This window comes from Bartonella sp. MU37NMGALS (genome assembly GCF_042194015.1).
Lineage (GTDB): Bacteria > Pseudomonadota > Alphaproteobacteria > Rhizobiales > Rhizobiaceae > Bartonella > Bartonella grahamii.
This window is the reverse complement of the sequence record NZ_JBHIML010000002.1, coordinates 224,373-250,197: the sequence shown is the minus strand read 5'-3', so window position 1 is coordinate 250,197 and position 25,825 is coordinate 224,373. Positions and strand designations below refer to the sequence as shown.

General features: G+C 38.9%; 21 protein-coding genes and 2 pseudogenes. 8 read left to right on the top strand and 15 right to left on the bottom strand.

Annotated elements, in window-relative coordinates; genetic code table 11:
• The first annotated feature begins 440 nt into the window (after positions 1-440).
• Positions 441-811 (top strand): annotated as a pseudogene (locus ACFIJP_RS02500) (helix-turn-helix domain-containing protein).
• 2,025 nt (positions 812-2,836) lie between these two features.
• Here ACFIJP_RS02500 and ACFIJP_RS02495 read toward each other — a convergent pair.
• The 4 genes from ACFIJP_RS02495 to ACFIJP_RS02480 all read right to left on the bottom strand — a co-directional run bounded on the left by ACFIJP_RS02495 (position 2,837) and on the right by ACFIJP_RS02480 (position 6,594).
• On the bottom strand, positions 2,837-3,232 hold the full coding sequence (locus ACFIJP_RS02495; protein ID WP_375625383.1) for a hypothetical protein: 396 nt from the start codon (positions 3,230-3,232) through the stop codon (positions 2,837-2,839).
• A 644-nt stretch (positions 3,233-3,876) separates the two neighbouring features.
• Complete coding sequence (locus ACFIJP_RS02490) at positions 3,877-5,112, bottom strand: MFS transporter (RefSeq protein WP_375625382.1); 1,236 nt, start codon at positions 5,110-5,112, stop codon at positions 3,877-3,879.
• Between the two features lie 471 nt (positions 5,113-5,583).
• A complete protein-coding gene (locus tag ACFIJP_RS02485) occupies positions 5,584-6,042 on the bottom strand; it encodes a DNA polymerase (RefSeq protein ID WP_375625411.1) in 459 nt (152 codons plus the stop codon).
• 129 nt (positions 6,043-6,171) lie between these two features.
• Positions 6,172-6,594, bottom strand: coding sequence for a hypothetical protein (locus ACFIJP_RS02480; protein WP_375625381.1), 423 nt, complete (start codon positions 6,592-6,594; stop codon positions 6,172-6,174).
• A gap of 936 nt (positions 6,595-7,530) precedes the next feature.
• Between ACFIJP_RS02480 and ACFIJP_RS02475 the strand changes: the two genes are divergently transcribed.
• Both ACFIJP_RS02475 and ACFIJP_RS02470 read left to right on the top strand, forming a co-directional pair.
• Positions 7,531-7,902, top strand: coding sequence for a helix-turn-helix domain-containing protein (locus ACFIJP_RS02475; RefSeq protein WP_375625380.1), 372 nt, complete (start codon positions 7,531-7,533; stop codon positions 7,900-7,902).
• 376 nt (positions 7,903-8,278) lie between these two features.
• Positions 8,279-8,650, top strand: a complete 372-nt coding sequence (locus ACFIJP_RS02470) for a helix-turn-helix domain-containing protein (RefSeq protein ID WP_375625379.1) — start codon at positions 8,279-8,281, stop codon at positions 8,648-8,650.
• Positions 8,651-8,887: 237 nt separating this feature from the next.
• Here ACFIJP_RS02470 and ACFIJP_RS02465 read toward each other — a convergent pair whose 3' ends face one another.
• The 3 genes from ACFIJP_RS02465 to ACFIJP_RS02455 all read right to left on the bottom strand — a co-directional run bounded on the left by ACFIJP_RS02465 (position 8,888) and on the right by ACFIJP_RS02455 (position 14,153).
• Positions 8,888-10,015 carry a hypothetical protein gene (locus ACFIJP_RS02465; protein WP_375625378.1) on the bottom strand — a complete coding sequence of 376 codons (1,128 nt, stop codon included), beginning with the start codon at positions 10,013-10,015 and terminating at the stop codon, positions 8,888-8,890.
• Positions 10,016-10,880: 865 nt separating this feature from the next.
• Positions 10,881-13,460: an ATP-dependent chaperone ClpB gene (clpB, locus tag ACFIJP_RS02460; RefSeq protein ID WP_375625377.1), complete on the bottom strand. Its 2,580-nt coding sequence runs from the start codon at positions 13,458-13,460 to the stop codon at positions 10,881-10,883.
• 546 nt (positions 13,461-14,006) lie between these two features.
• Positions 14,007-14,153 carry a hypothetical protein gene (locus tag ACFIJP_RS02455; RefSeq protein ID WP_375625376.1) on the bottom strand — a complete coding sequence of 49 codons (147 nt, stop codon included), beginning with the start codon at positions 14,151-14,153 and terminating at the stop codon, positions 14,007-14,009.
• Positions 14,154-14,775: 622 nt separating this feature from the next.
• On the opposite strand from ACFIJP_RS02455, the gene ACFIJP_RS02450 reads away from it, so the two are divergent.
• Positions 14,776-15,159, top strand: coding sequence for a helix-turn-helix domain-containing protein (locus ACFIJP_RS02450; RefSeq protein ID WP_375625375.1), 384 nt, complete (start codon positions 14,776-14,778; stop codon positions 15,157-15,159).
• 359 nt (positions 15,160-15,518) lie between these two features.
• Positions 15,519-15,884, top strand: a complete 366-nt coding sequence (locus tag ACFIJP_RS02445) for a helix-turn-helix domain-containing protein (protein ID WP_375625374.1) — start codon at positions 15,519-15,521, stop codon at positions 15,882-15,884.
• A 428-nt stretch (positions 15,885-16,312) separates the two neighbouring features.
• Here ACFIJP_RS02445 and ACFIJP_RS02440 read toward each other — a convergent pair whose 3' ends face one another.
• The 5 genes from ACFIJP_RS02440 to infA form a co-directional block, all read right to left on the bottom strand.
• Complete coding sequence (locus ACFIJP_RS02440; protein ID WP_375625373.1) at positions 16,313-16,801, bottom strand: hypothetical protein; 489 nt, start codon at positions 16,799-16,801, stop codon at positions 16,313-16,315.
• 31 nt (positions 16,802-16,832) lie between these two features.
• Positions 16,833-17,555 (bottom strand): MFS transporter, encoded by a 723-nt coding sequence (locus ACFIJP_RS02435; protein ID WP_375625372.1) that lies wholly within the window; start codon positions 17,553-17,555, stop codon positions 16,833-16,835.
• A gap of 287 nt (positions 17,556-17,842) precedes the next feature.
• Positions 17,843-18,091, bottom strand: coding sequence for a DNA gyrase inhibitor YacG (gene yacG, locus ACFIJP_RS02430; RefSeq protein WP_375625371.1), 249 nt, complete (start codon positions 18,089-18,091; stop codon positions 17,843-17,845).
• Between the two features lie 58 nt (positions 18,092-18,149).
• Positions 18,150-18,863 carry a Maf family nucleotide pyrophosphatase gene (locus ACFIJP_RS02425; protein WP_375625370.1) on the bottom strand — a complete coding sequence of 238 codons (714 nt, stop codon included), beginning with the start codon at positions 18,861-18,863 and terminating at the stop codon, positions 18,150-18,152.
• A gap of 275 nt (positions 18,864-19,138) precedes the next feature.
• A complete protein-coding gene (gene infA, locus ACFIJP_RS02420) occupies positions 19,139-19,357 on the bottom strand; it encodes a translation initiation factor IF-1 (RefSeq protein WP_004857577.1) in 219 nt (72 codons plus the stop codon).
• Positions 19,358-20,760: 1,403 nt separating this feature from the next.
• Here infA and ACFIJP_RS02415 point away from each other — a divergent pair.
• On the top strand, positions 20,761-21,132 hold the full coding sequence (locus tag ACFIJP_RS02415; RefSeq protein WP_375625369.1) for a helix-turn-helix domain-containing protein: 372 nt from the start codon (positions 20,761-20,763) through the stop codon (positions 21,130-21,132).
• 365 nt (positions 21,133-21,497) lie between these two features.
• Positions 21,498-21,870, top strand: a pseudogene (locus ACFIJP_RS02410) (helix-turn-helix domain-containing protein).
• A gap of 322 nt (positions 21,871-22,192) precedes the next feature.
• Here ACFIJP_RS02410 and ACFIJP_RS02405 read toward each other — a convergent pair.
• From ACFIJP_RS02405 to ACFIJP_RS02395, 3 genes are all read right to left on the bottom strand, one after another.
• Entirely contained in the window at positions 22,193-22,363 is a 171-nt protein-coding gene (locus ACFIJP_RS02405) for a hypothetical protein (RefSeq protein ID WP_375625368.1), read from the bottom strand.
• Positions 22,364-23,769: 1,406 nt separating this feature from the next.
• Positions 23,770-24,351 carry a disulfide bond formation protein B gene (locus tag ACFIJP_RS02400; protein WP_375625367.1) on the bottom strand — a complete coding sequence of 194 codons (582 nt, stop codon included), beginning with the start codon at positions 24,349-24,351 and terminating at the stop codon, positions 23,770-23,772.
• A gap of 10 nt (positions 24,352-24,361) precedes the next feature.
• Positions 24,362-24,514, bottom strand: a complete 153-nt coding sequence (locus tag ACFIJP_RS02395; RefSeq protein ID WP_375625366.1) for a DUF5993 family protein — start codon at positions 24,512-24,514, stop codon at positions 24,362-24,364.
• An 812-nt stretch (positions 24,515-25,326) separates the two neighbouring features.
• Here ACFIJP_RS02395 and purE point away from each other — a divergent pair.
• Entirely contained in the window at positions 25,327-25,824 is a 498-nt protein-coding gene (gene purE, locus ACFIJP_RS02390; protein ID WP_375625365.1) for a 5-(carboxyamino)imidazole ribonucleotide mutase, read from the top strand.
• The last annotated feature ends 1 nt before the right edge of the window (position 25,825 follow it).

Here is a 25,825-nt window from a genome sequence, read left to right as displayed (position 1 = left end):
CTCTCACAAAAAGCAGCGTATAAATTGATACGCTTGAAGGTCCATCGACGGCATATCCTTGCCTCTAATGCCCCCATCTCACCCTACCCCAAATGACAATATTTTACAGCATAAGGCATAAGAAGATAATGAGATAATTTTTAAGATACAAAAAAATGCTCTCATTTTCCAAATCTTTTAATTGTTCTTGCCAATCCCTTGAAATTACTTTATCACTCAAAGGATATTTTGGTCGTCTACGCAGCGATCAATAAGGGATAGTAAAGCCCTAAGCTCTAGCGTAAGAATGAACCCACTTTGTGGGTGTCCCGGGATTCCGGGAGATTTTGCTATGTCCAGGTGTGATAAGCACTAAAAGCAAAAATGCTGACTAGAGCTCAGTACTTTACTACTCCCGGAATACCAATGCGAGGGCGCTCGCAACCGGAGGGGAGCTTGACGTGCAAATTAAGAATTCACATTTCAACGACATTTCAATAGGTAAAAAAATCCGTTATAGAAGAATTTCAATGGGACTTTCTCAAAAGGAATTAGGAAGCCATTTAGGCGTCAGTTTCCAACAAATCCAGAAATACGAAAAAGGCTCCAATCGTGTAAGCGCCGGACGTTTACAGGAAATCGCCAACATCCTAGAAGTCCCTATTACCTTTTTTATACTGATATTTTTGCAGAAGAAGATATTCCCACAAAAGAAAATGCCTTACACCACGATCAAGACACCACTAGCGAAAAAGAACACGCCCTTTTGAAAAACTTTAGAGAGCTCCAGCCGAAAAAACAAAAAGCAATTTTGTGGTTAATTTCAGATTAGACAAAAGCGCACCTAGCGACATCCCTCGCCAATATCCCCTCTGCCTAAAACCTTTCCCGCCTGATACCACCACATCTCAAAAAACGGTTTACAGCACCGGTTTACAACATCATAGGATAACACACACCAAAACCTTGGAAAAACATCCCCACCCCTCTCACAGAATTTTATCAAGAGATCTCTTCTGATTTAAACGCACAATTCCGATTGTATCATTATGATACCTTTTTACATTTACCTTGTCAAGTTTTTATATTTTTCTTTTGATATTTTTGTGTTTTTCTTTAAGGAATCCACATCCATCAAAACACCTCTCATAAAAAACACAATGTCCAAAACAACAAGAGCTAAAACAGGAGTGCCCCTAATAGGAGTGCCCCTAAATAGGATTATTATTGTATTTCTCATTCACCCACTTATTAAAAAAACATTTCTCAATGCTTCTCACACCCATTTCACGGATATCCCCCATACAAATATAGACGCAAATATAATTGTTAAATTTCGCATAGAATATAAAAGCCAACCACGATTTTTCTCTCTTCACACCTCTTTACACATCCCCTCTTTACAACATCACCCCTGCAATCTATTCACAGCTATTCCCAAACTCTTCTCTCTAGCCAACACACGAACAGCACTCTTCATTTCCCTCCATTCACACACTCTTCACCTCCCCAATCCTTCTCACCCCTCGACACCATGACAATATATTGATTTATAAGAAATAATTTAGCGTTATTGATACTGATTGAGAGTTCCAAACATCGTAAGATTCTCTCATTTCAAATCTCTCCCATGTTGAATCAATCAAAATCACTCGCTTGCACGTCAAAAGCAGGGGAGAGCCCGTATGGATAAAAAACGATTAAGAAAGGAATAAAAATGGCTCTTATGAACCGTCTCAAGTGCCAAAGGCTGTAGCCAACACCCACGAGCTAGCAAATATAATGATGATACCGACTTGCTTCTTCATAAGCGTAAAGATAGGAGTGCTCAATGGATTTATCATTATACCATGACAAAAAACACGCACAATACACAAAGCACAAATCCTCCGCATCATTTTACAGATCACCGTTTTTACGCTTTTACATCTTTACAGAACGTAAGCCAAACGAAACTCCCAAACCACCACTCCGCACCGCTCTGTAAACACGGGTCTGAAACAATCTGATTTCTCGTCTATCAGATTCCCCTGCTGATTATTTCATATGGCTATCCCACACCTCAAAGAAAGCTATTTCATCAGACAAGACAGATAAGCCCTGCCCTAAAATATTTCCCACAAGCTCTTCTCCAGTCAACACGCTTAACACCCCTCTTCATCCCAGCTTTCTCCGCTCCATTCACAAGAGCCCATGTGGATAAAAAAACGATTAAGAAAGGAATAAAAATAGCTCTTATGAACCGTCTCAAGTGCCAAAGGCTGTAGCCAACACCCACGAGCTAGCAAATATAATGATGATACCGACTTGCTTCTTCATAAGCGTAAAGATAGGAGTGCTCAATGGATTTATCATTATACCATGACAAAAAACACGCACAATACACAAAGCACAAATCCTCCGCATCATTTTACAGATCAACGTTTTTACGCTTTTACATCTTCACAGAACGCATCCAAATGAAACTCCCAAACCACCACGCGACAATTTGATAAAAACAAAACACCTTTCAACAATCTCAAACAACAGATTTCCGTAAAGAGTTCATATGAATTTGATTGTTTAGATCTGACTATTAAATTGGCATATAGAGCCGTAGAACAGAAAGTAATTTTCTATAAGACAGAAACGATAAAAGCGCTATATAACTGAGACAGAACATGAAGAATTGCAAACAGATAAAACGATATCTCTTCTCATTACAATACTGAAATTGTAAACGAGACGACGGATAATTGTCGGCTGAATATGTAATTTTCACATCTGTAAATTTTTATTGATTAATTCAATCCCAACATTTCCCCTGAAACACATTTCTTCATTATCTACTTCTTTGAGACAAACCGGTAAAGGCGTTTCATCTATTATAAGTACGGACATAATAACGCGTTACTCCAGCCTCATCATAAGAAACCATAGACATGATACCTATCTTTATTGGCGTTATTTGATAAGTCAAGATTACACCATTTTGCTGTTTGTTTGGTTGATCTGTATAGATCACATTATATCCATTCCGTCGCAACAGATCAATAAATACGGGAGTAAAGTTGTCTCCTGTTTTATTTTTTTTCACAACAAGTGTTGTTGTAGCGGGCGGTAAAGGTTTTTTAAGATTATGAACAAAATCGTTAGCAATTAATTTTACATCATCTTGCGTAATATTTGGACTGACATAATTTGATGAATAATTACTCATAGATGCACAACCAGCCACCAATACAAGCGGTAACGGAAATAAATATTTTGACATCTTAACTCCCCTATTAATTGCATTCTCTCCTGAGAAGCTCCTACACCAGAAATAAGAGCATCCTTTCAAAGAATAGCCTTAACAATATACTGCTTTACAATCAAGCATTCGTTAATCACTTTCTCGCTTATTAAAAAAACGACCACCATCTCTCATAGTACTCAAAGCTTATGTTTAAGACACAAAATATATATGTTAAAAGTACGAAAAAACACATGTAAAGAATGTAGTATACATATAGTACATGTATACTTACTTTCATGGAGTGTTGCATTACATAAACCAACCCACAGCACCCTTCATTTCCCCTCCATTCACGAAGACACTTCCCCCCAATCCTTCTCACCCCTCCATATCATGACAAAAAACACGCACAATACATAACCCCTCTACTCCTTTCTCACAGACACATTTTTACGCTTTTACATCATTACAGAACAAAGCCAAGGAAAGGTTTACCACCCCGTACCACTCTATAAACAAAGGTCTGTAAAGAATTCAAATGCTTGCCTAGCAAGTTTCCACCACTGTCCACTCTTTCGTTTCAGATCACCCCCTTCAAAGAGCGGTGTTTTTACCTCATGAATAAGATAATGAACGAACCGTCTTTAGAAAAAAGAAACGGCATGGAGATATCAAATATATCAATGGTCGTCATCGACTGTCGTGTTAAGGGGTGTTAACTCTTTATTTTTCTTAATTTTTACAACGCCAATCATTCCCGTGGAAATAATGAAGGCAGACATCGCTAAAAAAGAGCTTAACAATCCCACAAGCGCCAAAAATCCAGCAATAAAGCCAGACATTGCTTCCGCAGAGTTCGCTAAAGTTGAAAAGGTTCCAAAACTCTTACCAAAATCTTCACGACGAGAATATAATTGAATAGCTGAAACTAAACCAATATCCACAAAGGCACCAATAAATCCTAAAACAAACGCTAACACGAGAAGGAATTTTAAATAAATTTCTGCAGCTAAGGGCATAACAAACAGAATAACCCCATAAAGAAGCCAAAATACCATGAGCTTCAACGATGTAATATTTAATATAATTTTATGATATAACAAACCACCAACAATAGTTCCAACAGCCATGAGAGAAAAAATATAACTCACAAGGCTCTCCTCTCCCCCTATAGAGAGAACAAAAGCTGGAATTAAAAATCTTAAAATAGCACCCGTAAAGAGAATAGCAAACGACGATCCAACCAGCGTAATAAATAAATGTTTATTTTCAGTAGAAATATATTTAAGATATGAAGCTGTTTCTCGATAAATTTTTATAAAATTGAATGATTTATTCTCGCTTGAATTTAAATTCATGAGATTAAATAACACGATAATAGATATAAAATAGGTAAAAAAATCAAAAATGAGTACTGCCGATTTATTTGCTAAAAAAAGCAGTAGGGAACAAACCAAAGGTCCAATGACGGCTGCAGTTTCCATGATAATTTGAGCAATGCTATTGGCCTTTGTAAGATCTTTTATTGAAAACATTCTGGGAATAGCAGCTTGAAAACTTGGTTGGAAAATACTTCTTCCGATCGTTGTACATATTGCTGCAACAATAAGAACAATGATATGTGCCGTACCTGTTATAGTGGTTATAAAAACGAATAATGAAGCTAATAATCTAACAACTTCACTTAAGATCATATTTTTCTTCAAAGAAAAATTATCCGCTAACCAACCTCCTATAGGGCCAAAAAAGAGAAAAGGGATAAATCGAAAAAAATACACAAGACCTATAAAAAAGGTGTTATCTGTTAATTCTAAGACCAGTAAAACAAAAACAACTTCATAAGCATAATCACCAACTTTAGAAATAAAGAGAGAGCAAAAAAGAGCTAAAGGACTCTTTTTTAAAAATAAATTCATACCAACCATCCAATGTTAAACTTTTCTACACTTAAAGTTACACTTCCTTCGATACAATTGGTGATATGAACTTCAGAAGAGTCTTTTATTCTAATAAATCACTTAATAAGTTAAGTGAAAATTTTTAAAGAAATACTCCTCTTGATATAAGCATTTAGACCAATATCAAGTAATATATTAATTTTTCTTTCTTATTTGCTTTAAAAAAGAAAGAATGTAAAAATTATGAGATCAAAATCTGCTATATTATTATATTGACTTCCAGCCCACGTCTCAAAGAATGAAAATTCCCAACCAGAACTAGTCTACAATCCCACGTCAAAAAGCAGCTTTCCCCACAAAATAAAGCTTACACCCAACCACTCCTCAAACGACAGCACTTCGTCAGGCTCAACAAATCAAGCCCTCTCTCCTTAAACCACCATCCTTCACGCATCTCTTTGCAATACCCGCCTTACCCACACTCTCCTCCTATCCATGCGCACTCTCTTCATTCTCCATTCCCCCCTTTTTCTCTCCCATCACACACTTAACAACTGAACACCCCTCTTCCTCTAAACTTTCCCCTCCATTCACGAAAACACTTCCCCCAATCCTTCTCACTCCTCCATACCATGACAAAAAACATGCCCAATATGAATTGGTGAATATTTCGTCTTTTTTGTAGATAGAATTACTTATAGGTAACAGTTTTAACATCATAGCTGGGTACATACTGTTAACATCATATACTTCAATTCCATTATATATATGTCCCCCTGTCTTGATTAAAAAAACAAAGCCACCTTTATATGCATTTCTTAATATCTCATCATCATTTAATTCTAAAGTAGGTGTTAAAAAAGTTGCTTTTGTAATTTCCGATAAATTGTTCATTACAGGGCTTGGTAAAGTATCGTATTTTTTTAAAGTATCCTTTTTTAATAAAATGTCTTTAAACCATATCTTTTATGATATCATCTTCAGCTTTTGAGAAATTATTTTTTAAATCAGTCTTTTAGCACTGCTCTCTTTAACAATATTTCTTTTTAATTTAGTTATTATATTTATTGTAGTGAATTAACTGATTTTCAGTTTCTGGATACGCTTTAAAATAAAAAGCACTATTTGGAATTGATTCATTATATTTATGGGCACAAACAGCAAAGTTTTCTTTTTTTGTTTAAACTTTTTTTCTGCTTGCCATTTTTTTAATTCTCTGCTAGCTTCACACACATTCTTAGTAGTGACGGTTTCCGAAGGTGCGATTTCCTCCATCGCCTTTATACCTAATGAAGTACTAAGATATGAATGTGCATAATTTATACGTTTTTTTAAGTTTTGCAGATCAGTTTTTTTGACATTGTTTACCCCAATGTTGAGAATTTTTTCCGCTATTGAAGCCCTCTGTTCCCGCAGAGGGCTTATTTTTATAATAAGGTGACAAGTATAACTTGTATCATCTATTTTTTCTTGTAATAAATTAATAAATTTTTTCACCATTAAAACATCTGTTTACAATTTCATAATCTTTAAACTCATAAGTTTTTTGTTTCTGGATTAGAAAATTGAACTTGCATTCTTATTTTAAAGTCAAGTCTCATTAGCAATACCGTGTATTTTATTACATAGTAAGCTCTATTATCGTTACTAGATTTAGTTAATTTTACTGATAAAATTAGGCCCATATTTTGACTGGTGGTTCCAAATTTAGAGACAATATCAAAAAATCTCGAATAGCTGTTCTTGCTATGACAAATAGAACTTTTTTATCATCAAAATACAGAACTGTTTGTACAGTATTAGTCTTTTTGTCTAAACTAGGAAGTTCTGCTTTACCTGCTGAATAACCTAGTACTTTAAATTTAAAATCAGCTTAACTATACATAAATCCATAAATCTTTCGCATCATTTTACGGATATACGTTTTTACGCTTTTACACATTCACAGAATAAAGCCAAACGAAACTTCCAAACCACCACTCCGCACTGCTCTGTAAACACGGGTCTGTAAACGAACAAAGCTTTTTGCCTAGTACCCCTTACAGTCTTCAGACACCCCCCTCAAACGACAACACTTCATCAGGCTCAATAAATCAAGCCCTGCCCTCAAATATTCTAGCTCTTCACCCCCCTCAAAGAGCCGTGTTTTACGGCACAATAGAATAGAAAATTTTTGATTTTTCTTGCCAAGCTTCTGAAATTACTTTAACTTAAAGTGTAATTTTGATCGTCTACGCGACGATCAATAGAGAACTGAAAGCCCGAAACCTCGATACATAAGAATGAACCCACTTTTGTGGGTGTCCCGGGATTCCGGGGGCTTTTGTTATGTCCAAGTGCTTCCCAGCACTAAAAGCAAAAAGCTGATTAAGCTCAGTACTTTTAGACTCCCGGAATACCAATGCGAGGGCGCTCGCCCCCAGCGGGGGGCTTGAAGTGCCAACTAAAAATCCACATTTTATCGACATTTTGATAGGCAAAAGAATCCGTCACAGACGCATTGCCATGAGGCTTTCTCAAAAAGCATTAGGAAACTATTTAGGTGTCAGTTTTCAACAAATCCAAAAATATGAAAAAGGCTTCAATCGTGTAAGCGCAGGGTGTTTACTCAAAATCGCCCAAAAACTAGATGTCCCCGTAAACTTCTTTTATGCAAACCTTGCCACAAAAGAAGATCTTTCAACAAAAGAAACTCTCTTACACCACGATCAAAAAACCTATAGCGAAAAAGAACACACCCTTTTAAAAAACTTTAGAGAACTCAAATCGAAAAAACAAAAAGCAATCTTGTGGTTGATTTCTGATTAAGCAAAAGCGCAACGATCAACATTATTCCATTCATATCCCCCTTAAATCAAATTCAAACCAGCTCCCCACACCCCTTCAAAGAGCAGTATTTTACGGCGTAATAAAATAGAAAATTTTTAATTTTTCTTGCCAATTTTCTGAAACTACTTTATTACTTAAAGGGTGAGTTTGGTCGTATACGCAGCGATCAATAGGGGATCAAAAACCCGAAACCTAAACATAAATTTATCCCACTCTGTGGGTTTCCCGGGATTCCGGGAGTTTTTGCTATGTCCAGGTGCTTTAAGCACTAAAAGCAAAAAGCTGATTTAGGTTCAGTATTTTTGACTCCCGGAATACCAATGCGAGGGCGCTCGCAACCGGAGGGGGGCTTGAAGTGCCAACTAAAAATCCACATTTTATCGACATTTTGATAGGCAAAAGAATCCGTCACAGACGCATTTCAATAGGGCTTTCCCAAAAAGAATTAGGGAGCCATTTAGGTGTCAGTTTCCAACAAATCCAAAAATATGAAAAAGGCTTCAATCGTGTAAGCGCAAAATGTTTGCTCGAAATCGCCCAAAAACTAGATGTCCCCGTAAACTTCTTTTATGCAGACCTTGCCACAAAAGAAGATCTTTCAACAAAAGAAACTCTCTTACACCACGATCAAGAAACCTATAGCGAAAAAGAACACACCCTTTTAAAAAACTTTAGAGAGCTCAAAGCGAAAAAACAAAAAGCAATCTTGTGGCTAATTTCTGATTAAGCAAAAGCGCAACGATCAATATTATTCCATTCATATCCCCCTTAAATCAAATTCAAACCAGCTTCCCCTCAAACAACAGCACTTCATCAGGCTCAATAACTCAAGCTCTGCCCTCAAATATTCTAGCACACCACACCCCTTCAAAGAGCAGTGTTTTACGGCAGGTAGGATAATCAGCTGCATTTTTGTTGTCACTTATAATTTTCCAATGACTTTTGAATGCCTCTATTAATCTTTTTATAGCACTTTTACTCTTTTTAAAGCTTCTTTCTCTGCTTCTTCTTTTAACTTCATGCCATTGGCGCCTTCATACCTTTTTATTGTTTTTTCAATCTGATCATCAGTCCCTGCTTTAAAAACAATCATTGTTTCAAACGGACGAAATAATGACGATTGCGAAATATGAAAAAAGATATTCGTGCGCAAATTGTTTGGATCAAACTCGCTATACCCTTTTATTTTTAAGTCATCGATAGATATCGCTTTTTTTGACATGGCAAGACCAATAACATCGCTATTTCTCTCACCAAAATTTTGTACTTTTAAAAGGTTATTTTTAGCGTCATCAACTGTCGATATATTCATGACTTCGTCAAGAACTAGAGCATTTATATCAAATTGAGCATTGCTGACAAAAATGAATATAAGATCACGCAAAGAACAAGCTTTTTGAAAATAACAAGCATTGTACAAACGTGAGCGAATCCCAAGACATCCGACTGCTTGTCGAATGATTTTTATAGCGAGCTCATATGATTTTTCATCTAAACGAAGATCACGAATGTCTGGAATGTAGATTTCTTGTGTTTCTTGTAACGGTGCAACTTCACTGTTTAATGCACGATCAATAAGCTTTTCTAACCAATTGTAACTCTCAACATTATCCTGCTCTCTGACAGACGATCTAATCTCTTCTAAAAGATTGTCCAGCCCATACTCTTCTCTAAAAGCACGCTCTCTTCGATCACACGTCATCGTAAATGTATGGGTATTTTCTCGTTTGTCCGGTATAGATGATGCGTCAATTTCTGGATCATTCACTTTAAATGGATCAACGCTTTCTCCACTTTTAACAGATATCGAATGCTCACCTCTAATAGTATCAAAAACTCTCGCCCCTTGCTCCTTCCTAAAAGAAATGCCTTGTTCAAGAAACATCTTTAATGGATTGGAATCGTCCGGTGTTAACGGCATATCCCGTATTAAAAAGTCCAAAATTTCCCGTTGAAGCTCATCATCACTTATTAACGAATCTTTCCTATCCTCGTAGAAATCCTTTAAGCCTTTTGGAATACGCCGATTGTAACTCTTAACCTCCTTTGCAAACCAGCTGTTAATTATTTCCTTGTTTGTGGCTAATTTCATGAGATTATACCCCCCGCTTAAATTTCAAATGATCCTTTTTATCAATAAATCCAAATACAGTTTTTATTAAAACTCTTGAAAAAAGTTCATTATCTGTTTCTCTTACTTAGTATTTACCATATTATAGTTTATTGGTAAATAAGTAAAGTAAAGTAAAATCAATTAAGATATAAATGATATTTTTAATATACACCTTCACTTAAACTTGCTTTTATAACAACGAATAGCGGAAATTTTAACCAAAAACAGGTTAGGGGTCTTGTTTTTCAAGTCTTTATCTTGATTAAAAAACTGCAAAGGAGCAAACTTGATTGTGCAGATAATCATGCTTCATTATCTACGAGCCACTAACAAGAGTGCAATCAATCAAACAGTTTTAAAAAACTTTTAGCAAAATTTTAAAGCAGAAAAACGCATATCACCGAAAAAATGAGAGAGCAGTGCATTTTACGCATCCTCCACCTTTTGCTTAAACAGCAAAACTCCAACCCATCGTCAAAATATCTTCGTCTAAAATCCCCCATGCCACAGATCAGCCCCCTCAAAGAGCAATATTTTACGGCGAATAAACAGCATTTCTCTTTAACGCTTTTACGCATAAAGCAATAAAGCAATAAAGCAATCCCGCTTGTGACTTCACTTATAACATTGCAAGAAAATAGCTTTCACGACAAACAGAAGTAAAAGAATCCTACGATATTCGAGAACGCTCATTTAACATGCAAAAAAACCGACCACTCCCTTTGCTTTGCAATAAAACACCGCTGTCTCATCGTGAATTTTCTAAATCAGCACGCCTCAAAGAGCGGTGTTTTATCACATAATAGGATTATCACCGCTCTTTATAGCGTGAATTTCTCCACACTTAATCTTCAGGAAAAAATTCCAACCGATCGCCTTGTTTTGTAATTTTCACCGTTGATTCATCGTGAATTTTTCCAAATAAGATATTTTCCGCCAGTGGATCTTGAATTTCTTTTTGGATAATCCGTTTAAGCGGACGCGCACCATAGAGCGGATCATAGCCTTTATCGGCAAGAAATTTTCTCACCTCTGGCTCGATTTGCAAAGTTATTTTGCGTTCATTGAGCAAATTTTGCAAATGTTCTATCTGAATATCGACGATCGCTTCCATATCGTGACGTTGCAGCCTTTGAAAGAGAATAATCTCATCAATACGGTTTAAAAACTCCGGACGGAAAGCCGCTTTCACGACATTCATAACATCATTTTTTGCCTGATCGGTTGTTTGTCCTTCAGGCAAAGCGGTTAAAAATTCAGCACCAAGATTAGAAGTCATAATCAGCAAGGTATTGCGAAAATCGACAGTACGTCCTTGACTATCGGTCAAACGTCCCTCATCCAACACTTGCAACAAGAGATTAAAAATATCCGGATGTGCTTTTTCAATTTCGTCGAATAGAATGACCTGGTAAGGTCTTCTACGTACAGCTTCCGTCAGCACCCCACCCTCTTCATATCCAACATATCCAGGCGGCGCCCCAATCAGCCGCGCCCCAGCATGCTTTTCCATATATTCAGACATATCGATGCGCAACATGGCATTGGAGTCTTGGAACAGAAAAGCGGCAAGTGCTTTAGTTAATTCGGTTTTTCCCACACCGGTAGGACCCAAAAACATGAAAGAGCCAAGCGGGCGATTGGGATCTTGCAACCCTGCGCGCGCACGACGTACAGCGCGAGAAACAGCTTGCACAGCCTCTCCCTGCCCAATCACACGTTTGCTAATTTCATCTTCCATCCGCAACAGCGCCTCCCGTTCTGCCTCCAGCATCCGATCAACAGGAATACCGGTCCAGCGCGAAACAATCCGTGCCACATGTTCAGCAGTAACCGTCTCTTCAACGAGATGATTTTGTTGATCATCATTTTCCGCGATGCTCAATTGTTTTTCGAGTTCAGGGATAACACTATAAGCGAGCTCTCCAGCACGTTGGAATTGTCCATCACGTTGTGCAATAGCCAAAGCATTACGGGCTTCTTCGAGTTGTTTTTTCAAATCAGCAGCATGCCCTAATTTTTGTTTCTCAGCCTGCCAAGCCGTTGTCATCTCAGCGGACTGTTGTTCCAATGTTTTCAGTTCCTCCTGCACATTTTTCAAACGTTCTTTTGCTGTTGGCTCGACATCTGTTTTCAAAGCTTCCCGTTCAATTTTCAACTGTAAAATACGCCGATCAACAGCATCGAGTTCTTCCGGCTTTGAATCGACCTGCATGCGCAACCGCGCCGCCGCTTCATCGATAAGGTCAATAGCTTTATCCGGCAAGAAACGATCCGTAATATAGCGGTTAGACAAACGCGCCGCCGCAATCAAAGCACTATCTGCCAAGCGCACTTTGTGATGTTGTTCATATTTTTCTTTAATACCGCGCAAAATAGAGATAGTATCCTCTAAAGAGGGTTCCGGTACAAAGACAGGCTGAAAGCGGCGTGCAAGAGCAGCATCTTTTTCAACATATTTTCGATATTCATCGAGCGTAGTAGCCCCCACACAATGGAGCTCTCCGCGTGCAAGAGCAGGCTTTAACAAGTTAGAAGCATCCATAGGCCCGTCAGATTTTCCAGCCCCAACGAGATTATGCAATTCATCGATAAACAAAATGATCTGCCCATTTTCAGCTTGCACCTCTGCCAGCACCGCTTTAAGGCGCTCTTCGAATTCCCCACGATATTTTGCACCAGCGATAAGCGCTCCCATATCCAGTGCATGAAGCTGTTTATCACGCAAGGTTTCAGGCACATCACCATTAACAATGCGCAATGCCAACCCTTCCACGATAGCTGTTTTCCCCACCCCTGGTTCACCAATAAGCACAGGATTATTTTTGGTCCGCCGTGAAAGCACCTGAATAGTGCGGCGGATTTCCTCTTCCCGCCCAATAACAGGATCCAGTTTTCCTTCACGGGCATCTTTTGTCAAATCACGAGCATATTTTTGCAAAGCATCATATTGGCTTTCGGCATGGGGGCTTGTTGCTGTTTTTCCCTTCCGCAAATCATTAATAGCCTCATTAAGCGCTTGCGCTGTCAACCCTCCGCTTGTAAGAATATCAGCAGTTTTTGCGGTCTTTTCCATGATCAGCGCTTGCAACACACGCTCCACAGTCACAAATTGATCACCAGCTTTTTTCGCCAGATCTTCCGCTATGTTAAAGACTTTTGCCAACGGCTGAGAGAGATAGAGCTGTCCATTTCCCCCTTGCACTTTAGGCAAAGCATTAAGCGCTTCGTTAAGCGCCTTTCGAATAAGAGTAAGATCACCACCCGCTTTTTGTATCAGTGATGCTGCCAATCCTTGAGAATCGTCTAACAACACTTTCAACAGATGCTCCGGCAAAAACTGCTGATGATCAGAAGCAAGGGCACCACTTTGTGCTGATTGTAAAAAACCCTGCACACGTTCGCTATATTTTTCCAAGTTCATTTTTTTTCCTTAAATCTCAAGCCACCACCGCACTTTAAATTCCCCCAACATTCCACAAAAGAGACATCTTCAAAGGACCAACCACCCCCCACAAAACACCGCAAATGATGCCACATGAAGAAGAACCGTAGTGCTAAAAAGAATATGGGTCCTCACAAGCCCTATAGCAAGAGGGAGAGAAAGGCACACTGTCATTATTTAAATAAAAACTGCAACTCCCCTATAACCCCACCATCACAGCCTCACCATCACACACTTAACAACTTAACACCCCTCTTCCTCCCAACTTCCCCTCCATTCACAGCACTCTTTCCCCCATTTATCTCACCCCATTCCCCGCCAGACAAAAGCCCAACATGACCCCAAAACACGCACAATGCATAAATCCATAAGTCCTCCACTTCACTTTTACGGATATACATTTTTACGCTTTTACATCTTTACAGAACGTAAGCCAACGAAACTTCCAAACTATCGCCCCGCACACCGCTTTGTAAACACTGGTCTGTAAACAATCCAGCTTCTTATCTAAGGAAGGACTACTGATCACTTCATATAATTATCACCACCCCCCAAAAGACGCACTTCATCAGACAAGGCAGTTAAGTCCAGCCTAAAATATTCCCTTACACACTCTTCTCCAACCAACGCGCTTAACACCCCTCTTCCTCCCAACTTCCCCGCTCCATTCACAAATGCGTCCCCCCATTTATCTCACCACATTCCATGCTAGACAAAAGCCCAACATGACCCAAAACACGCACAATGCATAAATCCATAAGTCCTCCACTTCACTTTTACGGATATACATTTTTACGCTTTTACATCTTTACAGAACAAAGCTAAAGGAAAGGTTCACCACCCCACGCTGCTCTATAAACAATAGTCTATAAACGAACAAAGCTTTTTGCCTAATCCCCTTACAGTCTTCAGACACCCCTCCTCAAACGACAGCACTTCCTCAGACTCAACAAATCAAGCCCTATCATGAATATTCTAGCTCTTCCCCCCTAAAAGAGCGATGTTTTATGGCATAACAGAATAAAAAATATTTTTGATTTTTCTTGCCAATTTTCTGAAACTACTTTACCATTTAAAGCGTGTTTTTGATCGCCAACACAGCGATCAAGAGGGAAGACAAGCCCTAAGCTCTAGCGTAAAAACGAACCCGCTTTGCGGGTATCCCGGAATTCCGGGAGATTTTGCTATGTCCAAGTGTTCTCAACACTAAAAGCAAAAAGCTGATTTAGGTTCAGTATTTTCAACCTCCCGGAATACCAATGCGAGGGCGCTCGCAACCGGAGGGGGGCTTGAAGTGCCAACTAAAAATCCAAATTTTATCGACATTTTGATAGGCAAAAGAATCCGTTACAGGCGCATTTCAATAGGACTTTCCCAAAAAGCATTAGGAAGCCATTTAGGCGTCAGTTTTCAACAAATCCAAAAATACGAAAAAGGCTTCAATCGTGTAAGTGCCAAATGTTTACTGGAAATCGCCCAAAAACTAGATGTCCCCGTGAACTTTTTTTATGCAGACATTGCCACAAAAGAAGATATTCCTACAAAAGAAAATCTTTCAATACATGCCCCACACCATGATCAAGAAACCTATAGCGAAAAAGAACAGGCACTTTTAAAAAATTTTAGAGAGCTCCAGCCGAAAAAACAAAAAGCAATCTTATGGTTAATTTCTGATTAAGCAAAAATGCAACGATCAATATATCCTCCCCCCCTGCCTAAAATTTCCCATACCTGATATCACCACATCCCTCAAACAATACTGTTTTATGACATATTGATTTTTCTTGCCAATCTTCTGAAATTACTTTATCACTTAAAGTGTAATTTTGGTCGTCTACGCAGCGATCAAGAGGGAACTGAAAGCCCTAAGCTCTAGCGTAAAAATGAACCCACTCTTGTGGGTGTCCCGGGGTTCCGGGAGATTTTGCTATGTCCAGGTGCTTTAAGCACTAAAAGCAAAAAGCTGACTAGAGCTCAGTACTTTCAGACTCCCGGAATACCAATGCGAGGGCGCTCGCAACCGGAGGGGGGCTTGAAGTGCCAACTAAAAATCCACATTTTATCGACATTTTGATAGGCAAAAGAATCCGTTACAGGCGCATTTCAATAGGACTTTCCCAAAAAGCATTAGGGAGCCATTTAGGCGTCAGTTTTCAACAAATCCAAAAATACGAAAAAGGCTTCAATCGTGTAAGTGCCAAATGTTTACTGGAAATCGCCCAAAAACTAGAAATTCCCGTGAACTTTTTTTATGCAGACATTGCCACAAAAGAAAATCTTTCAATACATGCCCCACACCATGATCAATGCACCTATAGCGAAAAAGAACACACCCTTTTAAAAAATTTTAGAGACCTCCAGCCAAAAAAACAAAAGGCAATCTTATGGTTAATTTCTGATTAGGAAAAAATGCAACGATCAATATATCCTCCCCCCCTGCTTAAAATTTCCCATACCTGATATCCCCCCCAAAGAGTGATGTTTTACAGCATGATAGGATAATTCACGCTATAGCTCGTTTTCTGTTTCTGTTATTGCTTTAAGCCAAGCTGCTTGAGGATCAGCGACTGGGGTTTAAAGTTTGACTATTCGTAGCAAAGCAGAGTCACACAAAAATGACATTGTTGCTCAAAACCATGCCCCCTATTGAGTTTACGAGACAGTGGAACAGTGTCAAGAAGGCAAAGCCCCGAAAAAAAACATATGAGCGGTTAAGTAAAAATCAAAAATTGAATCTATAACGTTGAAAAAGCTTCCCGATGCTGGATTATTCCCGTGCCCCCTGAATCTCAGAAAAATGATTTAAAATACATGTTTCGTTGATGAGCCAATCATTGAGAACGAACAATTGACAAAGAACGGTTCACCAATATCCTGATAGCCAATAAACAGAATAATCCACTCAATCCAGAAAGAAGGAACAATTTTCCAGCCGAAGTGTGACCTAAAACAAACGCTCCAACAAAGGGCGCCACCAACATAGCTAAATTTTGTATAGACTGCACCCATCCGGAAGCCACCCCAATCTGTTCATTGAAATTGCTTACCAGATAAACATTAGAAGATATGGAAAAGTAAGCGCTCACCATTCCAATAAGAAAAAAACAGAACAACAAAGTCTCAATACGGAGTAAATCAAAGTAAAAAAAGCACACAGAGATCAAGACAAAACCAATCATTGATGACATTGCCGGCATTAACAACTCCGATATTTTGCCTGTAAGGGGTTTATGCTTTGATTGTTTCACACGCCAAAACCCATAGAGAAAATTACCAATCGCCGAAGCCGATACCAACATCCCAAGAGCTTGTTTATTCATTTTCATTACACTAAGAATAACGGGCAACTGATTATTCACCATAAAGATCATGGCAAAATACACAAATATCACCGCCACATAGGCATACCAAGTTGTCCCATAAAGCCTCTGCTGTGCTTGCGTGGTATTCGCTTTTTTTATTCTTAGCGACGAGACAGGTTGTGCACCAATAAAACAAAACACGATAAAGCCTAGCAATGTCAAAAAACCAGAAAACAATAAAGTATAGGTATCTGACAAAAACGCGACAAAGCGTACTCCCCAAAGCAGGTCCTATCATCTTCGCCATGCTATTGATCATATTAAGCACAGAATAGTAACGGGTCCGTTCGTGTTTAGGCACCGAATTTGCACTAAGAACGGAAATTGCAGGCATGGCGACACTATTGAATGCCGCTCGAATAACTGCCAGTATAATAAATCCTTGCAGACTCGTCGCCATTAATAAACCGACAGTACATAGCGCCCGTAACAACAGTGACGCCCGCAACCAATGGATCATATAATGATGACTGACCAACATTCCAATTGGCTTAGACAGAACGATACCAGGTAATAATGTTGCCGCTCCAATAAAAGCGACATCATATTGATCAGCTTTCCAAGTGAACACAGATACGGTCAAAATCACGATATAATCAATCCAGCCCCCAAATGACACCATACCATTACCCAGCAAAAGCACCAACAAGCGATTGTTTGCTGCCCCATCTATTTGCACCAAAACACGCGCCCCTTCTTTTTCGTTAGCCATACCTCAGCAATACTGATGAGATGATCAATTCTTCCCTCACACCCTAAAGACATTATCGACCTCCCCGCAACAAAGAAATTTATAATGATCCATGGGAACCACTGGTGCTAAGTCTTAGATATGTATTAACACTTCCACCATTGATTGAACTTAATCTGCATCTCTACGAACGACGACAATAAGCAAGCCGTTAATCCAACCCTTGAATCCATTTACGATAATCCCGCGTACCCCCTTAAGCTCCAACACAAAAAACGCTCTGAGCATTCTCTCCTCAAGAGGACTCTTTATTCTTCCTCATCACTTTTCTGCGGCGGGGGCGGTAAAATATAAGCGCCAGAAAGCCAACGATTAAGATCAATGGCTCGGCACCGTGTGGAACAAAAAGGATAGGCGTTTTGTTGTGCCATCTGACCACAAATCGGACAAGGATGCGGAGGGCGAGTCTCTTTTTGCAAATTGAGCTCTTTTTTTTCTTGGCGCACCTTTGTCATTTGCTCCTTCATTAGTTTTTCTTCTGTTCCTTTTTTTTTCATTTTGGCTTTTCTCTTTTTTTTGGTTTTCACCTTGCATTGATCTTGCCTTAAAGTTTTTCTAATGCGTTTCTTCAGCCCAGTGCGTAAAAAGCGGATAGTGATAAGCGGTCAAGAGATCGGCTGTTTCAGCCAACGGTAAACCAACCACATTGGAATAAGAACCCCTGATATAGACAACAAAAGCACCGGCTTTTCCCTGAATAGCGTAGCCACCCGCTTTCCCTTGCCATTCTCCTGAAGCAAGGTAAGCCTTCATCACAGCAGGGGTTAAGCGTCTAAAACGGACACGACTTTCAACCAATTTTACGGTTTTTTTCCCCTTTTCATTCAAGGCACAAATAGCGCCATAGACCTTATGCGCCCGCCCCGAAAGGTATCGCAAACATTCATAAGCCTCGTCTTCACCCTCTGGTTTAGGGAGAATGGTGCGCCCCACAGCCACCACCGTATCAGCAGCCAAGATAATCATTTTCTGTTGAGGTAATTCTTCTTGACCATTCTGCAACTCTTCTTGAGCATTCTGATTGTACCAGCGCAAAATTTCTTGGGCTTTCAGCGCTTTTTCTTTTGCCAAACGTTTGGCAAGGTTTGCAGGATGTTCTTTTAATTTTGGCGTTTCATCAATATCGCTTGCACAAACCTGCTGAGGATCAATCCCTATTTGTGCTAAGAGCGCTAAACGCCTTGGCGAAGCGGAAGCAAGCACCAAATGAATTTCTTCTGTAAGAGCATCTGCCAAACGTTTTTTCCCCCACTCTCTTATATTTTTCATTTCCACCCCTTCACAATCGACTTCCCTCTCACCCCTTTTAAACACCCCCTTTTACGCGACCCCCTTTAAGCGCCCCTTTTTAAGCACTCCCTTTTAAGAGCCCCTTTTTAAGCGCCATTAATCTCCTTGATCTTTTTCCGCATTAATTTTACAGTTTTTCAAGGCCATTCAAACACTCCCCTTTTTTCACTCATGAAAAGCAAGCTTAAAAACTGTTAAAAAATAATAGAAACAATATGAGAGCTTTTCGAAAAAAGCACAAGCCACCCCTAAGGCTACTTATAGCGATATGTAATGCGCCCTTTTGTCAAATCATAAGGTGTCATTTCCACCATGATTTTATCACCTGCCAACACGCGAATACGATTTTTTCGCATTCTACCAGCAGTATGCGCAATAATTTCATGATCATTTTCCAGTTTCACACGAAACATTGCGTTCGGTAAGAGTTCAGTAACGATACCAGAAAATTCTAAAACTTCTTCTTTTGACATAAACAAACATTTCCTTTACAGTGCACATTTTTGTTAAGCTGTGCGTTATTTCCAGCGTTCATACCCTATTTTCTTGAGTTTGTGAATAAAAATTCAACAAAAAGAGAAAGGTTTTTCAAGTTTACTCTCTCATGCGCTCAAAAAACATCACCCCACACATTTTGGCACAAAACTTTCTCTCCACCAATTTTACCCACCCATTTCCTCCAATTTTTATGATGATCTTGATTTCAGAGTGACGAGAAATTACGCTAAATTTTCTCCCCCTCAAGCATTTTCCCAACGCCTCTGACTTATCCTCCACCACTTACAAACAATCATCCTCCCTCCAACTTTTCCTCACCTTCTCCCTTCCACACCTTAAACATGCGCCCTTCAGATAAACACCACTCCCCACACCAAAAGCCCCCTCCTTTTCTCAAAAACCTCCTCCATTCTTCACGCAACCTTCCACAACATCCTTCACCACCCCACACGCCACTCTCTATGCATTTCCCATACAGCCTTGCCCCATTTTTCCTCTCTCCACACATTTCCTCTAAGCCACTCCTTCCATTTATGTTGCTCTCCCTACCTTAAAAGCACGATCCCTATACATTCCGTCTCATTAACCACAACACCCCCTAACAACATAAAACCTTTTCCTTTTTTACACATTTCCGTTTTTACGCTTTTACACATTTACAGAAAGCAACCAAATGAAACTTCCACCCCACCCCGCGCTACTCTGAAAACACTACTTTCCCCCCCAGTTTTTACCTAGCCACTCTTTCCCCTATAAACTTCAGATCCCCGTTCAAACAAGACTGTTTCATCAGACCAGACAAAGAAATCCAGCCTAAATATTTATCACACTCTAGAAAAACAGCTTGATACATTGATATGCCTGATATCACGCCCCCTATAAGCTCCCCTTCTAATCATGATTTCGGAGCCGCGTGAGAGGGACAAAACAAGCTCCTATGGTTCTTTTGTCAAGGACGCCTTTAGGCGCCACGTAGTGGTTTCCTTGACCTTAAGAACCAAGGCTTGTTAGTCCTCTCATTAAACGCGGATCTGATCTCATGATTTTGGTGAGCGTTCCGGAGAGTTTGAGAGGCGGAAAGCCTCTCATTAAAAAATAAAGTTTATAAATAAAAACTATTTTTATTTGCCAATCTCCTGAAATTACTTTATTGATAAGCACGTGTTTTTGATCGTCCACGCAACGATCAAGAGGGAACTGAAAGCCCTAAGCTCTAGCGTAAAAATGAACCCACTTTTGTGGGTATCCCGGAATTCCGGGAGATTTTGCTATGTCCAGGTGTTTTCAACACTAAAAGCAAAAAGCTGACTAGAGCTCAGTACTTTCAGACTCCCGGAATACCAATGCGAGGGCGCTCGCAACCGGAGGGGGGCTTGAAGTGCCAACTAAAAATCCACATTTTATCGACATTTTGATAGGCAAAAGAATCCGTCACAGACGCATTTCAATAGGACTTTCCCAAAAAGCATTAGGAAACTATTTAGGTGTCAGTTTTCAACAAATCCAAAAATATGAAAAAGGCTTCAATCGTGTAAGCGCAGGGTGTTTACTCAAAATCGCCCAAAAACTAGATGTCCCCGTAAACTTCTTTTATGCAAACCTTGCCACAAAAGAAGATCTTTCAACAAAAGAAACTCTCTTACACCACAATCAAGAAACCTATAGCGAAAAAGAACACACCCTTTTGAAAAACTTTAGAGAACTCCAACCCAAAAAACAAAAAGCAATCTTGTGGCTAATTTCCGATTAAGCAAACACGCAACAATTGCTATTATTCCATTCTATACCCCTTAAGTAAAACTCAAATCAGTACTCCACACCCCTCCAAATCACGCCGTTTTATGGGATATTGATTTCTCTTGCCAATTTTCTGAAATTGCCTTATGAAAGATACTGTAATTTTGGTCGTATACGCAACAACCAATAGGGAACTAAAAGCCCTAAAGTTTGGTACATAAAAATGAGCTCACTTTTGTGGGTATCCCGGAATTCCGGGAGCTTTTGCTATGTCCAAGTGCTTTAAGCACTAAAAGCAAAAAAACTGACTAGGGTTCAGTACTTTACTACTCCCGGAATACCAATGCGAGGGCGCTCGCAACCGGAGGGGGGCTTGAAGTGCAAACCAAAAATCCAAATTTTATCGACATTTTGATAGGGAAAAGAATTCGTCAAAGAAGAATTGCCATGAGGCTTTCTCAAAAAGCATTAGGAATGCCATTTAGGCGTCAGTTTCCAACAAATCCAAAAATATGAAAAAGGCTTCAATCGTGTAAGCGCAGGATGTTTACTCAAAATCGCCCAAAAACTACAAATTCCCATGAGCTTTTTTTATGCAGACATTGTGACAAAAGAAGATGTCTCAGTAGAAAAAATTGCCTCACACCGTGATCAAGAAACATACAGCGAAAAAGAACATTCACTTTTGAAAAATTTTAGAGAGCTCCAGCCGAAAAAACAAAAAGCAATCTTGTGGTTGATTTCTGATTAAGCAAAAGCGCACACAAAGCATAAATCCCTCCGCATCATTTTACGGATATACATTTTTATTTTACGGATCAACGTTTTGATGCTTCTCTACATTTACAGAAAGCAGCCAAACGAAACTTTCAAATTCCTCTCGCACCGCTTTGTAAACATAGGTTTGTCAACAATACAGCTTCTTACTCTAGCGAATTCCCCTGCTGATTTCAGATCACCACCCCTCAAAGGATGATATTTCATCAAACGCGACAGATACGTCCTATTTTAAAATATTCTTGCCCCTTCACCACCCTAAAGTAAGATCACGCAAAGCACCGGTCAATCCCACGTCAAAAGCAACTTCCCCACACCCCAATCTTCTCTCCCGTCAACACACCCCCCTCTTCATTAAAACGCCCCCTCCCTTCATAAGACTCTTTATCCCCACACCCCATTCCCTCCACTCCTCTCATCACATGCCATGCCATGCCATGCCATGCCATGATAAAATCACACACCACGCATAAAATCGCACCTTCCTTTTTTGCACATTTCCGTTTTCACGCTTTTACATATTTACAGAAAGAAGAAAGTCTGTAAAAAATCATTACACAATAACGTTTTCAACAACTGTCTTTAAAATTTTTCCTCCCTTTTCATTTAAATCCTCCTATTTTTACTTAAATCATAGATATAAACCGCCCTATTATTTCCCTTGACCAACATAAAATTTTTCGACAAATTCTAGCTATCAAAAGGGTTCATAAGAAGCATTTTACGACTTTTAAAAGAACTTTTATTTACACCCAGTGCTTTCTTGTAACGTACGAGAGTACATTTAATTGATTGACTAGAAGAAAATTTGAAATGAGAGAACCTTTTCGTTTTTCTCATTCAACATTCGCAACGATAACTTATCCTTATAAGTCAGTATTTTTTCGTAAGACAAAACGCACCAAAAGAAATATACTTGCGTTGCATATCTACATGCTTGTTTTAAAGACAACTCTCACAACGCTCATCACACCCATTTCGCGAACACTATCCGTAAAGGAATAGCCCCCATGAAGGGTATAATATCCATTCAGCCCCCCTTTATGTTTATGGAAGAACAAGGCCCAGCACCATCACAAAAACTCTACCCACTCCTAATGTTGCGCACAGCCTTCGGTTCAAGAGACAATTCATTAAAGGCATGCCTTTCTGATACAGTTTTGACCCACATGGTCCACCCGCTCATGATATGCAAGCAAGTAATTTTAATTGATTCAATATGAGAGAACTGATGATGAGAAAAATTTATTATGCTCAGCGTTGTGTTTCATGTTAAAAATGATAACTTATTGTTATAAATCAAGGTATTAACAAATAGGAGAGTCAACATCAAGACACTTTACTTTTTCCAAAAAAAAAGCTTCACACTGAAAGAAAACATCTAAAAATTAGATAAAAAAAAAGGTTTGCCTCTAATAAACAAACCTCTGCAGAAAATTATTCAAATAATTTTCAAAATTTTAGATTAATCCCTCTAAAAGCAGCAAAGATACTTCAGAAGCACCAAAATGAATACAAAGAATTATTTAATACAAAGTTAAGAAAAATCAAGAATAAAAAATTTTTATCGTTAATGCACCTTTAAAAAACGAGGCTTTTTAAGCCACTCAGTTCAACAATCTGGGGCAGCTCAAAAGAGCCCCAACCAATCTCCTCAAATCCCTAAAAAGACCGTATAAAAGATTCACAGAGCAAGTCTTCGCTTAAAAAAAACATCAATCGCAAGCGCTCATAAAAGCCAGCGTTGGTACAAAAGATCAGATTATCGATAAGTTTTGCTGAAATGTCTTCTCAATCAACAAAAAAGAAGCGGACTTTTAAATATTTCCGCCTCTTTAACAATAAAACTATGATGAGAGATTATTAAAAAATTTCAAGACTGTGAAGGGAACCAATTTGATAACAATTCATACCTTACAGGATCATCGGCACATTGTCCACCACCACATTCCAGTATGGTAGAAATCAAATTTGCCGCAATCAAAAACACAAATAAGAAACTTGCCGCTTTACTCAAGAATGGGAAAGGAGAAAATTCTTTGAACTTGTGTGCCAATTCGCCTAAAATCATGGCAAATGAAACAGCAAAGATACAAAGGACAGAAATAATGAAAGCCCAAGTATAAAAATGCAATCCAAAGAACGTTGAACCATATCCTAAATCATCGGGTGTGATATGCAAAAACACTTGCCGTGCTGCAACGGCACTGGTTACCATACAACCGAGAATAACCATACCATAATGGGTATTTTTCACCTTATGGTGAATATTGAGCAAGAACCCACAACCTGCCAGCATCAATCCAACGCGCTGCAGCAAACAAAGGGGACAAGGTAACTCAAACTTTACCAATTGATAATAAAAAGCCACCACCAAGACAATAGATAACCCAATGAGTCCTAGCGTATTCATAAAGATGACGAAGTGAGGATTTTTTTGTTCAACGTGTTCCATGGCTATTCTCTCAAAAAGATAAATTTAAAGTAGAAGTTGCGTGATGATTGAAAGTGAGAAGAATGACAACGAATAAAACTACCCACAAAGCATAACTTATATTTTTTTTGCCACACATAGTCGTTATTGCAGTCCCTAAAGCGATTAAAAATGGAAAAAACATAGCTTTTAAATCTCCTTTACATCCGGTGTTTAACTCTTAATTTACTTCAGCATTCACCATATTACAAAATTGGGCAAAAAAGAGACCACGGATTTATTATTCACAATTCGCCATTTACTTCTCTTGTCATAATATTTAAATGAAAAAATAAAGAACTCTATAATCGCTCAAAAGCACAAATCAACAGAAGCACAAAAGCGTCAATTATTCGCTTCCCTTTATATCAGCCATTATTAAAGATATATTGACCATTATAAAGGCATATTTCCCCACTCAATTAAAAAAAATCACTTGAACAGCAAAATAAATAGCTTTTGAAATTAAGAGATCGACATCCCTTTTTTCTCAAAAGAATACCCTCACTTTGCAACGCATTTTCGTCATATAAATCTCTTTTTCTCATAAGCAATTTTTCAAATTGCAGCAGATTTTATAATATATGGTGATCGTGTTTATTTTGGCAAATAAAAACGAATAATTTTTTTGAACCCCTTACAATCAATGGCTTTCCCTCAATATATTTTTCCTCTTATCTTAAATAAACAACAATCTCGTAAGCTTAACAGCCTCATGGCTCCAACACCACCCCTTAACACCTCTTCCTCAAAATTCACCTCCCCTCAAAAGAAGTGCTTCATGACCTTCAATACTCTGATTTTTCAACTCTCAAGATTCCCCTTTAAATTTTTAGCTTTCCATCTTATTTGAAAAATAACTGTTTCTCTGTCATCAATTGGCTTTGCAAAGAGAATATAAAACTTTAAAAAAAATAATGATAAAGAATCGCATTGAACCTTTGAAAAGGATGGTGAATGATGAAAAAATCATGTGATGTCGCGATTTTAATGGGGAGCCAATCGGATTGGCAAACGATGTGCCATAGCGCAGATATTTTGACAAATCTTGGTATTTCTCATAGTTCGCATATTGTCTCAGCACACCGAACCCCTGAACGCCTTTATCAATTTGCAAAAGAAGCAAAAGAAGCAGGGTTTAAAGTTTTAATCGCCGGTGCAGGGGGCGCAGCGCATCTTCCTGGTATGCTAGCAGCCCTTACGCCTCTTCCTGTTTTTGGCGTTCCAGTGCATTCTCATTCTCTTTCTGGTCAAGATTCTTTGCTTTCAATTGTGCAAATGCCAGCAGGGATACCCGTTGGCACATTAGCAATTGGCAAAGCAGGTGCAATTAATGCAGCACTTTTAGCCGCAGCCGTTATGGCCATTTATGATCATGATCTCGCCCAACGATTACAAGATTGGCGTCAACAACAAACAGCTAATGTCGCCAAAACGCCTGTAACGGAGGGTTAAA

Bases quoted from the DNA above. Each gene is read 5' to 3' on its own strand.
- ACFIJP_RS02495 (WP_375625383.1), bottom strand. From the start codon at position 3,232: ATGTCAAAATATTTATTTCCGTTACCGCTTGTATTGGTGGCTGGTTGT.
- ACFIJP_RS02490 (WP_375625382.1), bottom strand. From the start codon at position 5,112: ATGAATTTATTTTTAAAAAAGAGTCCTTTAGCTCTTTTTTGCTCTCTC.
- ACFIJP_RS02480 (WP_375625381.1), bottom strand. From the start codon at position 6,594: ATGGTGAAAAAATTTATTAATTTATTACAAGAAAAAATAGATGATACA.
- ACFIJP_RS02465 (WP_375625378.1), bottom strand. From the start codon at position 10,015: ATGAAATTAGCCACAAACAAGGAAATAATTAACAGCTGGTTTGCAAAG.
- clpB (WP_375625377.1), bottom strand. From the start codon at position 13,460: ATGAACTTGGAAAAATATAGCGAACGTGTGCAGGGTTTTTTACAATCA.
- ACFIJP_RS02440 (WP_375625373.1), bottom strand. From the start codon at position 16,801: ATGAATAAACAAGCTCTTGGGATGTTGGTATCGGCTTCGGCGATTGGT.
- ACFIJP_RS02435 (WP_375625372.1), bottom strand. From the start codon at position 17,555: ATGGCTAACGAAAAAGAAGGGGCGCGTGTTTTGGTGCAAATAGATGGG.
- yacG (WP_375625371.1), bottom strand. From the start codon at position 18,091: ATGAAAAAAAAAGGAACAGAAGAAAAACTAATGAAGGAGCAAATGACA.
- ACFIJP_RS02425 (WP_375625370.1), bottom strand. From the start codon at position 18,863: ATGAAAAATATAAGAGAGTGGGGGAAAAAACGTTTGGCAGATGCTCTT.
- infA (WP_004857577.1), bottom strand. From the start codon at position 19,357: ATGTCAAAAGAAGAAGTTTTAGAATTTTCTGGTATCGTTACTGAACTC.
- ACFIJP_RS02400 (WP_375625367.1), bottom strand. From the start codon at position 24,351: ATGGAACACGTTGAACAAAAAAATCCTCACTTCGTCATCTTTATGAAT.
- ACFIJP_RS02395 (WP_375625366.1), bottom strand. From the start codon at position 24,514: ATGTTTTTTCCATTTTTAATCGCTTTAGGGACTGCAATAACGACTATG.
- purE (WP_375625365.1), top strand. From the start codon at position 25,327: ATGATGAAAAAATCATGTGATGTCGCGATTTTAATGGGGAGCCAATCG.